The organism is Microbacterium proteolyticum, from assembly GCF_014192415.1.
In the GTDB taxonomy this organism is placed as follows: domain Bacteria; phylum Actinomycetota; class Actinomycetes; order Actinomycetales; family Microbacteriaceae; genus Microbacterium; species Microbacterium proteolyticum.
The window spans coordinates 517,680-532,526 of sequence record NZ_JACHXY010000001.1 but is presented as its reverse complement, the minus strand read 5'-3'; the positions used below and the strand labels follow the sequence as shown (position 1 = coordinate 532,526).

The 14,847-nt window shown below is 69.9% G+C and carries 14 protein-coding genes; 10 read left to right on the top strand and 4 right to left on the bottom strand.

Annotation, left to right across the window (positions count from 1 at the left end):
* Positions 1–18 precede the first annotated feature (18 nt).
* Positions 19–477, bottom strand: a complete 459-nt coding sequence (locus FHS07_RS02485; RefSeq protein ID WP_183418324.1) for a succinate dehydrogenase hydrophobic membrane anchor subunit — start codon at positions 475–477, stop codon at positions 19–21.
* The gene (gene sdhC, locus FHS07_RS02480; protein ID WP_082485057.1) at positions 477–911 is read right to left on the bottom strand and encodes a succinate dehydrogenase, cytochrome b556 subunit; all 435 of its coding nucleotides are present in this window, start codon (positions 909–911) and stop codon (positions 477–479) included. Before sdhC ends, FHS07_RS02485 begins: the two co-directional genes overlap by 1 nt.
* Positions 912–1,127: 216 nt before the next feature.
* Between sdhC and FHS07_RS02475 the strand changes: the two genes are divergently transcribed.
* The 8 genes from FHS07_RS02475 (at position 1,128) to FHS07_RS02440 (ending at position 10,741) form a co-directional block, all read left to right on the top strand.
* Positions 1,128–2,246 carry a mannose-1-phosphate guanylyltransferase gene (locus FHS07_RS02475; RefSeq protein WP_183418323.1) on the top strand — a complete coding sequence of 373 codons (1,119 nt, stop codon included), beginning with the start codon at positions 1,128–1,130 and terminating at the stop codon, positions 2,244–2,246.
* A 234-nt stretch (positions 2,247–2,480) separates the two neighbouring features.
* Positions 2,481–3,548, top strand: a complete 1,068-nt coding sequence (locus FHS07_RS02470; protein ID WP_183419375.1) for a BMP family lipoprotein — start codon at positions 2,481–2,483, stop codon at positions 3,546–3,548.
* A 152-nt stretch (positions 3,549–3,700) separates the two neighbouring features.
* Positions 3,701–5,221 (top strand): ABC transporter ATP-binding protein, encoded by a 1,521-nt coding sequence (locus tag FHS07_RS02465; protein WP_183418322.1) that lies wholly within the window; start codon positions 3,701–3,703, stop codon positions 5,219–5,221.
* Positions 5,218–6,582: an ABC transporter permease gene (locus tag FHS07_RS02460; protein WP_183418321.1), complete on the top strand. Its 1,365-nt coding sequence runs from the start codon at positions 5,218–5,220 to the stop codon at positions 6,580–6,582. Before FHS07_RS02465 ends, FHS07_RS02460 begins: the two co-directional genes overlap by 4 nt.
* Positions 6,579–7,877: an ABC transporter permease gene (locus tag FHS07_RS02455; protein WP_425488137.1), complete on the top strand. Its 1,299-nt coding sequence runs from the start codon at positions 6,579–6,581 to the stop codon at positions 7,875–7,877. The genes FHS07_RS02460 and FHS07_RS02455 overlap by 4 nt, the downstream gene beginning before the upstream one ends.
* 43 nt (positions 7,878–7,920) lie before the next feature.
* Entirely contained in the window at positions 7,921–8,322 is a 402-nt protein-coding gene (locus tag FHS07_RS02450; protein ID WP_055834370.1) for a cytidine deaminase, read from the top strand.
* Positions 8,319–9,611 carry a thymidine phosphorylase gene (locus FHS07_RS02445; protein WP_183418320.1) on the top strand — a complete coding sequence of 431 codons (1,293 nt, stop codon included), beginning with the start codon at positions 8,319–8,321 and terminating at the stop codon, positions 9,609–9,611. The genes FHS07_RS02450 and FHS07_RS02445 overlap by 4 nt, the downstream gene beginning before the upstream one ends.
* Positions 9,612–9,634: 23 nt before the next feature.
* On the top strand, positions 9,635–10,741 hold the full coding sequence (locus FHS07_RS02440) for an adenosine deaminase (protein WP_183418319.1): 1,107 nt from the start codon (positions 9,635–9,637) through the stop codon (positions 10,739–10,741).
* 106 nt (positions 10,742–10,847) lie between these two features.
* Here the strand turns inward: FHS07_RS02440 and FHS07_RS02435 are convergent, their stop codons facing one another.
* Together FHS07_RS02435 and FHS07_RS02430 are read right to left on the bottom strand one after the other, a co-directional pair.
* Positions 10,848–11,525 (bottom strand): response regulator, encoded by a 678-nt coding sequence (locus FHS07_RS02435; RefSeq protein ID WP_183418318.1) that lies wholly within the window; start codon positions 11,523–11,525, stop codon positions 10,848–10,850.
* Positions 11,525–13,111: an ATP-binding protein gene (locus tag FHS07_RS02430; protein WP_183418317.1), complete on the bottom strand. Its 1,587-nt coding sequence runs from the start codon at positions 13,109–13,111 to the stop codon at positions 11,525–11,527. Before FHS07_RS02430 ends, FHS07_RS02435 begins: the two co-directional genes overlap by 1 nt.
* A 169-nt stretch (positions 13,112–13,280) precedes the next feature.
* Here FHS07_RS02430 and FHS07_RS02425 point away from each other — a divergent pair, with 169 nt between their 5' ends.
* Positions 13,281–14,297, top strand: coding sequence for a Bug family tripartite tricarboxylate transporter substrate binding protein (locus tag FHS07_RS02425; protein WP_183418316.1), 1,017 nt, complete (start codon positions 13,281–13,283; stop codon positions 14,295–14,297).
* Positions 14,294–14,845: a tripartite tricarboxylate transporter TctB family protein gene (locus tag FHS07_RS02420; protein ID WP_183418315.1), complete on the top strand. Its 552-nt coding sequence runs from the start codon at positions 14,294–14,296 to the stop codon at positions 14,843–14,845. Before FHS07_RS02425 ends, FHS07_RS02420 begins: the two co-directional genes overlap by 4 nt.
* Positions 14,846–14,847 lie beyond the last annotated feature (2 nt).

Here is a 14,847-nt window from a genome sequence, read left to right as displayed (position 1 = left end):
AGAAGGGATGCCGTCGGCTCACGCCGCCTGGCACGCGTCCCAGAGGGAGCTGCTCTCGGTCACACCGAGGCAGGGGTCGAAGGTGAACACGACGAGCGTGCCGAGCAGGATCAGGAACCCCGCGGAGATCCACAGCGATCCGACGAGGATCTTGCGGATCATCGCGTTCGTGACGTAGTCGTTCACGATCGTGCGCATGCCGTTGGCGCCGTGGATGAGGGCGAGCCAGAGCATCAGCACGTCCCACCACTGCCAGAACGGCGAGGCCAGCTTGCCCGCGACGAACGCGAAGTCGATCTGGTGGATGCCGTCGTTCGTCATCAGGTTGACGAACAGGTGGCCGAAGATGAGGACGATCAGCAGCACGCCGGAGGCGCGCATGTAGATCCATCCCCATTTCTCGAGGTTGGAGCCCTTCTTGCGGACGCTGGGCGTGCGCGGGGCGGGGATCGTGGCGGCTTCTTGGGCGACGGACATCAGTGGCTCCCGGTGACGGCGCTGAAGACGTTGATCAGGTGGCGGGGGGTGAAGCCGAGCATCGTGACGACCCAGAGGCCCAGGACGCCCCACCACAGCTGACGCTGGTGGCGCGTGGCCCACGGCCAGAAGTCGACCAGGATGATGCGCAGCCCGTTGAACGCGTGGTACGCGATCGCGCCGACCAGGGCCACCTCGCCGAGACCCATGATCGGGTTCTTGTAGGTGCCGATGACGGCGTCGTACGCCTCGGGCGACACGCGGATGAGCGCCGTGTCGAGGATGTGAACGAGGAGGAAGAAGAAGATCGCCACACCGGTGATGCGGTGCAGGACCCAGGACCACATGCCCTCACGGCCGCGGTAGAGAGTGCCGCGGGGCCTCTTCGAAGTGGTCGTTTTCACCGACGGCGTGGCACGTGCTGGTGCTGACACGGTCGTCCTCCCTGATCGAACACGGTGTGGGGACCGGCACCGGCCCCGAGCGTCACACGGGCGCCCCTGAATACTACGTCCGGCCTATGAACGCGGAGGATAAGGGGCGCCTAACTGTCTCTCGACATCGAGATAAAACGGAGCGCCGTGAGTGCCGTGTCTCACCCGGTCGGGGCCCGTCGGAGGGGACAAGTCCGGACCGCTAGGGTCGGAGCCATGTCAGATCGCGCTATCGACGACTTCTACGCCGTGATCCCCGCCGGAGGCATCGGCAGCCGCCTCTGGCCTCTCTCGCGGGCGGACGCCCCCAAGTTCCTCCATGACCTGACCGGCTCGGGCCAGACCCTGCTGCGCGACACGTGGGACCGCCTCGCACCGCTGTCGGGCGAGGACCGCATCGCCGTCGTGACCGGTCGCGCCCACCGCGCCGCCGTCGAGCGCGAACTGCCCGGCGTGCCCGACCACAACGTCTTCCTCGAATCGGAGCCCCGCGATTCCTCGGCCGCCATCGGCCTGGCCGCCGCGATCCTCGTGCGCCGCGAGCCCGACGTCATCATCGGTTCCTTCGCAGCGGACCACGTCATCCGTCAGACCCGCCAGTTCGACTTCGCCGTGCGCCAGGCGGTCGCCGTCGCGCGCGCCGGATACATCTGCACGATCGGCATCCAGCCCTCCGAGGCGTCGGTGGGCTTCGGCTACATAAAGAAGGCCGACGAGCTCATCGTCGACGGTGCCCCCGAGGCGTACACGGTCGAGCGGTTCGTCGAGAAGCCCGACCTCGACACGGCGAAGGAGTATTTCGCCGACCGCGCCTACCTGTGGAACGCCGGCATGTTCATCACGCGGGCCGACGTGCTGCTGGCCGAGCTCGCCGTCAACGAGCCCGAACTGCACGCGGGGCTGCTCGAGCTCGCGGCGTCCTGGGACGACCGCGACCGCCGCGGTCCCGCCGTCGACCGCATCTGGCCGGGGCTGAAGAAGATCGCCATCGACTACTCGGTCGCCGAGCCCGCCGCCGAGAAGGGGCGGCTCGCGGTCATCCCCGGGCACTTCGACTGGGACGACGTGGGCGATTTCGCCAGCCTGTCCAAGCTCAACTCCTCGGGAGGGCGCAATGAGCTCGCCATCCTCGGCGAAGACGCCCGCGTGCTCTCCGATTCCTCCAGCGGCATCGTCGTCTCGCAGACCAAGCGCGTGATCAGCCTCATCGGCGTGCGGGACATCGTCGTGGTCGACACCCCCGACGCCCTGCTCGTCACGACGACCGAGAACGCCCAGCGTGTGAAGGGCGTCGTCGATGCCCTGAAGCTCACGGGTCGGGGCGACGTCCTCTGAGACCGGATGCCACCGGCTGTGGCATCCGGTCCCGCCCGATGTCGCAGCGTGTGGCGGTCGCGTGACGCGAGATTGCGTCTTTGTAACCATTGCCTCGCACGGCGGCTCCTGGCACACGAGCGCGGCGACACACTGGGTAACGTGACGGGATCGTCCCCCGAACCCGTTGGGGGCATCCGTCTTGGAGGACCCCTCGTGAAGACCACGAAGAAGGCCGTCGTCAGCGGCTTCGCCATGATCGGCGCCGCCGTGCTGCTCGCCGGCTGCGGCGCAGCGCCCGAGAGCAACGGCGCGTCGGGCGGTGCCGGTTCCGGCGCCAGCGATTACCTGCCCTGCATGGTGTCGGACGCCGGCGGCTTCGACGACAAGTCGTTCAACCAGCTCGGTAAAGAGGGCGTCGACGCCGCTGCCGCCGAACTCGGGTCGCAGACCCCCATCGAGGTCGAGTCGCAGGCCGAGACCGACTACGCCTCCAACCTGCAGAGCCTCGTCGACCAGGGATGCAACACCATCGTCACGGTCGGCTTCCTCCTGGCCCCCGCGGCGCTCGAGTCGGCCACGGCCAACCCCGACCTGGAGTACGTCTCGATCGACGACACCGTCGACAGCGACTTCGACGGCCAGACCGACGCGCCCAACATCAAGCCGATTATCTTCGACACCGCCCAGGCTGCCTACCTCGCCGGCTACCTCGCCGCGGGCACCTCGAAGACCGGCGTCGTCGGCACCTTCGGTGGCCTGAACATCCCCACCGTGAGCATCTTCATGGACGGCTTCGCGCAGGGCGTCGAGAAGTACAACACCGACAACGGCGCGAGCGTACGCGTCGTCGGATGGGACCGCGCCGCGCAGGACGGCTCCTTCACCGGTGGATTCGAGGCCAACGACACCGCGCGTCAGACCGCGCAGGCGATCATCGACCAGAACGTCGACGTGCTCCTGCCCGTCGGTGGCCCGATCTACCAGTCGGCTGCCGTCGCGGTCCGTGACGCCGGGCGCGAGATCGCCCTCGTCGGCGTCGACGCCGACGTGTTCGAGACCGACCCGACCGTCGGCGACCTGCTGCTGACCTCGATCCTCAAGGGCATCGACGTCGGCACCAAGGATGCCATCGTCGCCGCCGGCAACGGCTCGTTCGACGCAGCGCCCTTCGTCGGCACGCTCGAGAACGAGGGCGTCGGCATCGCCGACTACCACGACTGGTCGGACCGGGTCCCCGCCGAGCTCACCAGCAAGATCGAGGACCTCAAGGCTCAGATCATCGACGGCTCGATCACCGTCGACTCGTACCTCGCGGGCTGAGGTAGCGAACTCTCTCGGGGAGGCCGGCGTACGCCGGCCTCCCCTCCCTTTGGCCGGGGACGCCGGCCGCCCCCTGCCCGGGTCCGCTCACGAGGCGGCCCTTCCCGTCGGACGCCTGCCGCGTCCGGCGTCGAGAACTTAGGATCGGGAACATGAAGCTCGAACTCCGCGGGATCACGAAAACCTTCGGGTCCCTGGTGGCGAACGACCACATCGACCTCACCGTGCATGCCGGTGAGATCCACTGCCTGCTCGGCGAGAACGGTGCCGGCAAGTCCACTCTGATGAACGTCCTCTACGGTCTCTACCAGGCCGACGGGGGAGAGATCCTGCTCGACGACGTCGTCCAGCACTTCTCGGGTCCCGGCGATGCGATGCGCTCCGGGATCGGCATGGTGCACCAGCACTTCATGCTCATTCCCGTCTTCACCGTCGCCGAGAACGTCATGCTCGGGCACGAGCCGACCAGAGCCGGCGGCCGCCTCGACATCGCCGCCGCGCGCGCGAAGGTCACAGAGATCTCCGACCGCTTCGGGTTCGACGTCGATCCCGACGCCCTCGTCGACGACCTGCCGGTCGGCGTGCAGCAGCGCGTCGAGATCATCAAGGCGCTGTCACGCGACGCGAAAGTCCTCGTGTTCGATGAGCCGACCGCCGTGCTCACCCCCCAGGAAACCGACGAGCTCATGGCGATCATGCGCCAGTTGAAGGCCGCGGGCACCTCGATCGTCTTCATCACCCACAAGCTGCGCGAGGTCCGCGAGGTCGCGGACCGCATCACCGTCATCCGCCTCGGCAAGGTGGTCGGCGAGGCCGAGCCCACCGCCTCCAACGCCGAGCTCGCTTCGCTGATGGTGGGCCGCGCGGTCGAGCTCACCGTGCAGAAAGACGCGCCGACGCTCGGCGACGTGGGCCTGTCGGTGAAGGGCCTGACCGTGGTCGACGCGATCGGCCAGGTCGTGGTCAACGACGTCAGCTTCGAGGTGCGCCGCGGCGAGGTCCTCGCCATCGCGGGCGTGCAGGGCAACGGCCAGACCGAGCTCACCGAGGCACTCGTGGGCCTGCAGGAGCGCGTCGAGGGGTCGATCACCCTCGACGGCAAGGAGCTCAGCGGGTCGAGCGTTCGCACGGTGCTCGACGCGGGTGTCGGCTTCGTGCCGGAGGACCGCAAAGAAGACGGCCTCGTGGGGGAGTTCTCGATCGCCGAGAACCTCATGCTCGATCGCGCCGACGGCGCTCCCTTCGTCAAGGGCGGTGCCCTCCAGCTCTCGACGCTCGCCGATTTCGCGCGCGACAAGGTCGCCGAGTTCGACGTGCGCACACCGTCGATCGAGACCCCCGTCGGACGCCTGTCCGGCGGCAACCAGCAGAAGGTCGTGCTGGCTCGCGAGCTCAGCCGAGAGCTCCGGCTCTTCGTCGCCGCGCAGCCCACGCGCGGTGTCGACGTGGGCTCCATCGAATTCATCCACAAGCGCGTCATCGAGACCCGCGATGCCGGCGTGCCGGTGATCGTCGTCTCGACCGAGCTCGACGAGGTCACCGCGCTCGCCGATCGCATCATGGTGATGTACCGCGGCCGCGTCGTCGGCATCGTGCCCGGCGACACCACGCGCGACGTGCTCGGTCTGATGATGGCCGGCGAGACGCCCCAGAACGAAGGAGTCGCCGCGTGAGCGATCCGCACAGCCCTCACGACCCGAGTGTCGGGCGCGCGGACCGCGCCGCCGAGGCTACCGACCCGACATCCACCGACGCCGCTCTCGCGGGGGCGTCGACGGTCGACCCCGCCACCGGTGCCCGCGTCGTGGCCCCCGCGCCGGCGACGGACGAGAACCGCTGGCGTCGCGCGTTGCGCGAGGTCGCCACCGGCAACGCCATCATCTCGGTCCTCGCCGTGATCCTCGCGCTGCTGGTCGGAGCGGTCATGATCGCCGCCACCGACGAGAACGTGCAGTCGACATCGGGATACTTCTTCGCCCGTCCCGGCGACACCCTCGTCGCGATCTGGCAGTCGGTGTCGGGCGCGTACGCCTCGTTCTTCCAGGGCGCGATCTACAACTTCCGCCGCCCCGAGTTCGCCACCGGCATCCGACCCCTCACCGAGACGTTGACGTTCGCGACCCCGCTGATCGCCGCGGGCCTCGGTGTGGCGCTCGCGTTCCGGGTCGGCATGTTCAACATCGGCGGTCGGGGCCAGATGCTCGTCGCGGCGGCTGCCGGCGGCTACGTCGCCTTCGCCTTCGACCTGCCGTGGGGCCTGCACACGCTCGTCGCGCTGATCGCGGGCATCGCGGCGGGAGCCCTCTGGGCCGGAATCGCCGGTCTGCTGAAGGCCCGCACGGGCGCGCACGAGGTGATCGTCACGATCATGCTCAACTACGTCGCGTTCTACCTCGTCTACTACCTGCTGCGCACCCCCGGTCTGCTGCAGGCGCCGGGGTCGAGCAACCCCACCACGCCGGCGATGAAGGAGACCGCGGTCTTCCCCGACCTGTTCGGTCCCGCCTACAACCTGCACTTCGGGTTCGTCCTCTCGCTCGTGGCCGTCGTGCTGGTGTGGTGGATCCTGGAACGGTCGTCGCTGGGCTTCCGCTTCCGCGCGGTCGGCCTGAACCCCAACGCCGCCCGCGTGGCGGGCATCAACGTCAAGTCGATGTACGTCGTCGCCATGCTCATCTCGGGCGGACTCATCGGTCTCGCCGGGGTGGACCAGGTGCTCGGCACCGTGACCACCGGGTTCTCCAGCGGAATCGACGCCGGTATCGGGTTCGACGCCATCACGGTCGCGCTGCTCGGTCGTTCCACTCCCGTGGGAGTGCTGGTCGCCGGCATCCTGTTCGGGGCGTTCAAGGCCGGCGGCTTCTCCATGCAGGCCGCCAACGGCGTGCCGATCGACATCGTGCTCGTCGTGCAGTCGCTCATCGTGCTGTTCATCGCGGCACCGCCGCTCGTGCGCGCCATCTTCCGTCTGCCCGCGCCCGGTGCGCGTGCGCCGAAGACCCGCGCCGCCAAGAAGAAGGAGGCGGTCAAGTGAGCACCACCGCTCAGCACCCCGGGGTGTCGCCGCAGCCGGACGCCCTCGACAAGACCATCGTCATCAGCTGGAAGGCGCCGATCGTCTACGGCGTCATCACCGTGCTCGCCGCGGTGCTCTTCGTCGTCGCGCGCCAGGACGGCGACGCCGTCTTCCGCGTCTCGAGCCCGGGGGAGTTCCTGCAGCTGCCCGAGGTGGTGCTCGGCGGTGTCGTCACCGGCGCTGTCTGCACCGTCCTGCTCGCGCTCATCACCGCCGCCAGCTTCCTGCTGGTGCGCGCGCACCGTCGCCCGCCGCTGTGGCTGGCCGTCATCTTCGCGCTGATCTTCATGATCGGCTTCCTCACGTGGGCCGCGGCCGGAGCGACCACGTCGGTCATCCCGCTGACGGGCCTGCTCGCCGGTGGACTGAGCCTGTCGGTTCCGCTGATCTTCGGGGCGATGGCCGGCGTGCTGAGCGAACGCGTGGGCGTGGTGAACATCGCGATCGAGGGCCAGCTCCTCGCGGGTGCCTTCACCTCGGCGATCGTCGCCACAGCCACCGGGAACCCCTTCATCGGGCTCCTCGCCGCCGGCGTCTCGGGCGTGCTGGTGTCGTTCGTCCTCGCGGCGTTCGCTATCAAGTACTTCGTCGATCAGGTGATCGTCGGTGTCGTGCTGAACGTGCTCGTGGTGGGGCTGACGAGCTTCCTCTTCTCGCAGTTGCTCGCACCGAACGCGGCGACGTTGAACGCCCCGCCGCGCTTCCCGCGCCTGCCGATCCCGTTCCTCGCGGACATCCCCATCATCGGGCCGATGCTGTTCAACCAGACGATCATCGTGTACCTGATGTACGTCACGGTGGCGCTGGTGTACCTGGGGCTGTTCCACACCCGCTGGGGTCTGCGCCTGCGCGCGGTCGGCGAGCACCCGCAGGCAGCCGACACGGTCGGCATCAACATCGCCAAGACCCGCTTCTGGAACGTCTCTCTCGGCGGCGCGATCGCCGGCCTCGGCGGCGCGTTCTTCACGCTCGGTTCGGTCGGCGCGTTCAACAAAGAGATGACCGCCGGTGCGGGATACATCGCGCTCGCCGCCGTGATCTTCGGCCAGTGGGACCCGATCCGCGCCACCCTCGCGGCGCTCCTGTTCGGCTTCGCCTCGAACCTCCAGAACACCCTCGGCGTCATCGGCTCGCCGGTGCCCAGCGAGTTCATGCTGATGCTGCCGTACGTGGTGACGATCTTCGCGGTCGCCGGTCTCGTCGGAAAGGTGCGTGGCCCCGCGGCCGCAGGCAAACCGTACATAAAAGGCTGATCAGGCCCGTCACCCCCCCCACGAGAGGACCCCTCACACCACGATGACCGACATCGACTGGGACGAACTCCGTTCCGCCGCGACGGATGCCATGCACCGCGCGTACGCGCCCTACTCCCGCTTCAAGGTGGGCGCCGCAGCGCTCGTCGCCGACGGCCGCATCGTCTCGGGGTGCAACGTCGAGAACGCCTCCTACGGCGTGACGCTGTGCGCCGAGTGCGGCCTGGTGTCCGAGTTGCACATGTCGGGCGGCGGCCAGCTGGTCGCGTTCGTCTGCGTCGACGGCGAGGGCCGCACCCTCATGCCGTGCGGACGGTGCCGACAGCTGCTGTTCGAGCACGCCATCCCCGGCATGCTGCTCGAGACGGTCAGCGGCATCCGCACCATCGACGAGGTGCTGCCCGACGCGTTCGGCCCGCGCGAGCTCGAGGAGGCCGCCCGATGACCACTGTGCACCCGCACGACGCGGTCGAGGTCATCCGCACCAAACGTGACGGGGGTGCCGTCTCGGAGTCCGCCCTGCGCTGGCTCATCGAGCACTACACGAAGGGTTACGTCTCGGACGCCCAGATGGCGTCGTTCGCGATGGCCGTGCTGCTGCGGGGCATGGAGCGCGAGGAGATCCGGGTGATGACGGATGCCATGATCGCCTCGGGCGAGCGCATGGACTTCTCGTCGCTCGGCAAGCCGACGGTCGACAAGCACTCGACCGGCGGGGTGGGCGACAAGATCACCCTGCCGCTGGCGCCGCTCGTCGCTGCCTTCGGCGTCGCCGTCCCGCAGCTCTCGGGCCGCGGCCTCGGGCACACCGGTGGCACACTCGACAAGCTCGAGTCGATCCCCGGCTGGCGCGCGGCGCTGTCGAACGACGAGATCATGGCGCAGCTCGCCGACGTCGGCGCGGTCATCTGCGCCGCCGGCTCGGGCCTCGCCCCCGCCGACAAGAAGCTGTACGCGCTGCGCGACGTCACCGGCACGGTGGAGGCGATCCCGCTCATCGCCTCGAGCATCATGTCGAAGAAGATCGCCGAGGGCACCGACTCGCTCGTGCTCGACGTGAAGTTCGGCTCGGGTGCGTTCATGCAGGACATCGATCGCGCCCGCGAACTCGCCCGCACGATGGTGGCACTCGGCACCGATTCGGGCGTGAACACCACCGCGTTGCTCACCGACATGAACACCCCGTTGGGCCTGGCCATCGGCAACGCGAACGAGGTGCGCGAGTCGGTCGAGGTGCTCGCCGGCGGCGGCCCCGCCGACGTGGTCGAACTGACCGTGGCGCTCGCCCGCGAGATGCTCACCCTCGCGGGTCAGCCCGATGCCGACGTCGAGGCGGCGCTCCGGGACGGTCGCGCGATGGACGTGTGGAAGCGCATGATCCGTGCGCAGGACGGCGATCCGGATGCCGCCCTCCCCACGCCTCGCGAGACGCACACGGTCGTCGCCGAGCGTTCGGGCGTGGTGACCCGCATCGAGGCCCTGCCGTTCGGTATCGGTGCCTGGCGCCTGGGCGCCGGTCGCGCGCGCGCCGAGGACGCCGTGGTGCACGCCGCGGGCATCGACCTGCACGTCACGGTCGGCCAGCCGGTCACCGCCGGCCAGCCGCTGTTCACCCTGTCGGCCGACGACGGCGCCCGCTTCGATCGCGCACTCGGTGCGGTCGAGGGTGCCTGGGAGATCGGCGACGCGGTCCCCGCGGCATCCCCCCTCGTCCGCGAACGCATCACGGCGTGATGGCCGCTCAGCAAAGGAACACGATGGCATCCGACGACGTCCGCATCGGCGACCGCACGGTGCGCGACCTCCCCAAGGTGTCGCTGCACGACCACCTCGACGGGGGTCTGCGTCCACAGACCGTGCTGGAGCTGGCCGACGAGATCGGTCTCGACGTGCCCGCCGGCGACGCGAAGGGTCTCGGTGCGTGGTTCTCGGACCACATCGACGGCGGCTCGCTCGAGGACTACCTCGAGAAGTTCTCGGTCACGGTCGGCGTGATGCAGACACGCGAGGGACTCGTGCGCACCGCGAGGGAGTTCGTCGAGGACCTCGCGGCCGACGGCGTCGTGTACGGCGAGGTGCGGTGGGCGCCCGAGCAGCACCTCACGCGCGGCCTCACCCTCGACGAGGTCGTGGATGCCGTGCAGGAGGGCCTCGAAGAGGGCGAGGACGCCGCCGACCTGCGCGGCCACGACATCCGCGTCGGGCAGCTGCTCACGGCGCTCCGCCACAACGACAACGCCCGCGACATCGCCGAGCTCGCCGTGTCGTGGCGCGGCCGCGGCGTGGTCGGCTTCGACCTCGCCGGTCCCGAGGACGGGTTCCTGCCGTCGGGCCACCGCGCGGCGTTCGACTACCTCGCCGAGCAGTTCTTCCCGACGACCGTTCACGCCGGCGAAGGTGCGGGGCTGGCATCCATCCGCTCCGCCCTCATCGACGGCCGGGCCCTGCGCCTCGGCCACGGCGTGCGCATCGCCAACGACCTCGACGTCGTCTCGCGCGAGGGAGAAGAGGTGCAGGTGACCTTCGGCGACCTGGCCCGCTGGGTGCGCGATCGCGAGATCACGCTCGAGCTGTCGCCGACGTCGAACCTGCAGTCGGGGGCCGTCACGGCATGGGGCGACACGATGGACGCCCACCCGTTCGACCTGCTCTACCAGCTCGACTTCTCGGTCACCGTGAACGTCGACAACCGTCTGATGAGCGCGACCTCGCTCACCCGCGAGCTGGGTCTGCTGGCGCAGGCGTTCGACTACGACCTCGACGACCTCGAAGCGTTCCAGCTGAACGCTGCCGCAGGGGCCTTCCTGCCGGTCGAGGAGCGTGAGGAGCTCATCGAGATCATCTCGGACGGGTTCCAGCGCTGACGGGCAGGGAGCGTCCCGTCCGCTCCCTGCCCGTCGAGTGTCCCAGACACGCCGCTGGCTCCGACAGAATGCGGCGGGTCGTGGACACTCGACGGGGAAGCGGCGCTCACGTCGCCGGGCCGGCGACCGTGTACCGCGTGCTCGGTCGCCCGGCGGTGGTGTAGTCGAGACTGCGCACGCACTCGCCGTCGTCGGCGAGGTGCTCGAGGTAGCGGCGGCAGCTCACCCGCGACAGCCCGAGGTGGTCGGCGACCTCGGCCGCGCTCGCCGATCCCAGCTCGACCAGGGCGGTGCGCACCAGATCGAGCGTCGGGCGCGACAACCCCTTCGGCAGGGGGCGCTTCGTCACGGGCCGCAGTACCGCGTCGACGCCCTGCTGGTCGAGCGAACCCGCGACCGCGGCGGAGGAGCGCCGCTCGGCCAGGACGTCGTCGATCCGCGCGTGCAGATCACCGGCCGTGAACGGCTTGACGAGGTAGTGCTGCACGCCCATCAACCGCGCCGTACGCACCGTGTCGACGTCGCGCGCGGCCGTCACGGCGATCACCTCCGGCTGCACGAGCGCGCCGTCGGCGCGCACGGAGCGCAGGGCGTCGAGGCCCGAGAAGCCCGGGAGGTGCACATCGAGCAGCACTAGGTCGGGCTGAAGTTCCGCCACCGCCGACACGGCATCCGGTCCGCTCCCCGCCGTCCCCACGAGATCGCACCCCGGATGCGCCGACACGAACCTGCCGTGCAGCGACGCCACGGCGGGGATGTCGTCGACGACGAGGACGCGCAGCATCACGACACCCTCTCGGCCACGGGGAGCACCACCTCGAAGCGTGCGCCGCCCAGCGGAGAGCGCTCGACACGGGCCTCGCCGCCCCGCCGGCGGGCGACGCGTCGGACGAGGGCGAGACCGATGCCGCGGGCGCGGGAGTGGGTGCCCTTCGTGCTCACGCCCTCGTCGAAGACGTGCGCGCGCAGCGCGTCGGGCACGCCGGTGCCGCTGTCGTCGACCCGCACGCGCACCGAGGAGTCGGTGGCATCCACGGTCACCCGCAACCGATCGCCGGGCCGACACGCCTCCAGGGCGTTGTCGACGAGGTTGCCGACCACGGTGATGAGATCGCCGATCGACTCGGGTGGGGGAGCGCCGTGCGCGACGACTTCGAGGGCGACGTCGAGCTCGCGGGAGCGGGCGATCTTGACCGACAGCAGCGCGGTCAGCTCGCTCCCGAGGGCTGCGGCATCCGGTCCCGGATCCAGTGGCCCGCCCGGACGCACCTGCGCGATGAACTCCCGCGCGTCGTCCCACGCGCCGAGTTCGAGCAGGCCCGACACGACGTGCAGCGAATTGGCGAACTCGTGCGCCTGCGCGCGCAGTCCCTCGGTGAGCGACTGCTGTCCGTCCATGCTGCGCAGCGCTTCGTGGAGTTCGGTGTGATCGCGCAGCAGCAGCGTGCCGCCCACGACACGGCCCCGGTCGTCGCGCAGGCCGGTCGACCGCGCGATCACGGGGCGTTCCCCCGCGAGCACCAGCCGCCCCTCGGGCTCGCCGTCCTCCATCACCTGCAGAAGCGGCCCGTCGAGCGTCTCGTCGGCGTGGCGCCCGCTCAACGGCCCGCGACCGATGAGGCGCTCGGCGGCGTCGTTGGCGCTGGTGACCACGCCGCGGTGGTCGACACGGATCACGCCCTCGCTGAGGCGGTGCAGCATCGTCTCGCGCTCGCCCACCAGCTCGGCGATCTCGTCGGGTTCGAGTCCGAGGATGCGGCGACGGATGAGGGCGGACACCCACGCGGCGCCGAAGACCCCGGCCACCGCGGCCCCGCCGAACGCCAGCAGCAGGCCCGGCAGGCGTGACTGCAGGTCGGCGGCGAGTTCGGACTCGAGCACTCCCACCGACACCGCGCCGATGACCCGGGCACCCTCGTCGTCGGCCCGGGTGTCGCCGTCGGAGAAGACCGGCACCTTCACGCGGTACGACTCGCCCAGCGTCCCCGTCTCGGTGCCCGACCACACCTGTCCGGACAGGGGGATTGACGGGTCGGTCGACACGCTCTCGCCGACGCGGTCGGGGTTCGGGTGCGACAGACGGATGCCGTCGAGGTCGGTCACCACGACGTAGGTCAGCGCCGACGCTTCGCGGATGACCTCGGCCACGGGTTGTATCGCCACGGAGGGGGCGGGATCGTCGAACGCCTCGACGATGACGGGCAGGCGCGCGATCGACAGCGCCACCCCGACCATGCGCTCGCGGTAGGAGTCGCGGATCGCGCTCTCTTGGATCCAGACGGTGACGATGCCCGCCCCGAGGGTCACCACGCACACGATCAGCGCCTGCAGCAGCAACAGCTGCAGTCTCAGCGACAGTGCTCGGACCACGGTTTATTCTCTCGTGCGGCACGCGTCGGGTGCAGGCCGGCGTGCGACCAATAGTTGCCGAAGTCGTCGTTAGTTGCACAAGCGCGACGGCGGACTTCGGGGCTGTCTACGGTGAGCCCTCAGCGGGGAGGCGACGGCGCCTCCTCGAACTCGAAGAGGAGTACCGCGCATGCGTCGCACCATCATCGCCCTCGTCCCCCTGGCCGCGCTGTCGCTCGCCGCCCTCACCGGGTGCAACCCGCAGGGTGCCGGCGCCGGGGGCGCGGCCGCCTCCGACGACGCCGCCTCGATCGACTCGGTGAACATCGTCGTCCCCGCCGACCCGGGCGGCGGCTGGGACCAGACCGGTCGCGCCGTCTCGGACGTGCTCACCGGTGACGGCCTGGTCGGCACCGCGGCGGTCAGCAACGTCGGTGGAGCCGGCGGCACGGTCGGCCTCGCCTCGCTCGCAAACGAGCGCGACCCGTACACGCTCATGGTCACGGGTCTGGTGATGGTCGGTGCCGTCGAGACGAACGCCGCCGAGAACCGCATCGAGGACACCACCCCCATCGCCCGCCTGACCGAGGAGCCGCTCGTCGTCGTGGTGCCCGCCGCGAGCGAGTTCCAGACGCTGAAGGACCTCATCGACGCGGTCGTGGCCGACGGTCAGGGTGTCACGATCACCGGTGGCTCCGCCGGCGGCGCCGACCACATCCTCGCGGGACTCCTGCTCGAGGAGGCCGGCCTCACCGGTGCCGACATCACCGAGAAGCTCAACTACGTGCCCAACGCCGGTGGCGGAGAGGCCGTGTCGCTGCTGCTGGGCAACAACGCCGCCGCCGGCATCTCGGGCGTGGGGGAGTTCGCCGAGTACGTCGAGTCCGGCGACCTGCGTGCCCTCGCCGTGTCGAGCGAGGAGGCGGCGACGCTGCTGCCCGACGTCCCGACCATGACCTCCGAGGGCTTCGACGTCGTCTACACCAACTGGCGCGGCCTGCTGGCCCCCGGCGGGATCAGCGAAGCGGATGCCGCCGGCCTCACCGCCCTGGTGACCGACATGCACGAGTCGGGCGCGTGGAAGACCGTGCTCGAGGAACGCGGCTGGACCGACGCCTTCCTGACCGGTGACGAGTTCACGTCGTTCGTCGGCGAGAACATCGTCGACGTGTCGGGAACCCTGAAGAACATCGGGTTGGTCTCGTGACGACGACCGAGACACCGGGGGCGGACACCGTCCGTCCCCGGTGGGGCGCCGAGCGCATCGGCAACGCGATCTTCGCGGGCGTCGTGTTCGGTCTCGGCGTCTTCGCCCTGGTCGGAGCCTTCGCCATCCGCGTCCCCGCGGGGCAGGCCATCGGCCCGCAGGTCTTCCCGGTCGCCGTGGCGGTGATCCTGCTCGGCTCCGGTGCGGCGCTGGTGATCTCGGCCCTCCGGGGCCAGGTGGCGCCGCGCGAAGAGGGCGAAGACATCGACCCGGATGCCAAGACCGACTGGTGGACGATCCTCAAGCTCGTCGCCCTCCTCGTCGCCGTCCTTCTGCTGCTCGAACTGCTCGGCTGGTGGATGGTCGCGGCCCTGCTGTTCGGCGGCGTCGCCTGGACGCTCGGGGCGAAGCGCCCCTGGGTGGCCCTCCTCGTCGGGCTCGCCATCGGCATCGGCACCCAGCTCCTCTTCGGAGAGGGCCTGGGCCTCTTCCTTCCTCGCGGGGCCGCCTTCGACTGGTGGTACGGCCCCGGACCCCTGTTCGGCTAGGA

Coding starts and splice junctions, on each gene's coding strand:
- FHS07_RS02440 (WP_183418319.1), top strand. CDS start 9,635: ATGGCATCCGACGACGTCCGCATCGGCGACCGCACGGTGCGCGACCTC.
- FHS07_RS02465 (WP_183418322.1), top strand. CDS start 3,701: ATGAAGCTCGAACTCCGCGGGATCACGAAAACCTTCGGGTCCCTGGTG.
- FHS07_RS02485 (WP_183418324.1), bottom strand. CDS start 477: ATGTCCGTCGCCCAAGAAGCCGCCACGATCCCCGCCCCGCGCACGCCC.
- FHS07_RS02425 (WP_183418316.1), top strand. CDS start 13,281: ATGCGTCGCACCATCATCGCCCTCGTCCCCCTGGCCGCGCTGTCGCTC.
- FHS07_RS02445 (WP_183418320.1), top strand. CDS start 8,319: ATGACCACTGTGCACCCGCACGACGCGGTCGAGGTCATCCGCACCAAA.
- FHS07_RS02475 (WP_183418323.1), top strand. CDS start 1,128: ATGTCAGATCGCGCTATCGACGACTTCTACGCCGTGATCCCCGCCGGA.
- FHS07_RS02435 (WP_183418318.1), bottom strand. CDS start 11,525: ATGCTGCGCGTCCTCGTCGTCGACGACATCCCCGCCGTGGCGTCGCTG.
- FHS07_RS02450 (WP_055834370.1), top strand. CDS start 7,921: ATGACCGACATCGACTGGGACGAACTCCGTTCCGCCGCGACGGATGCC.
- FHS07_RS02470 (WP_183419375.1), top strand. CDS start 2,481: ATGATCGGCGCCGCCGTGCTGCTCGCCGGCTGCGGCGCAGCGCCCGAG.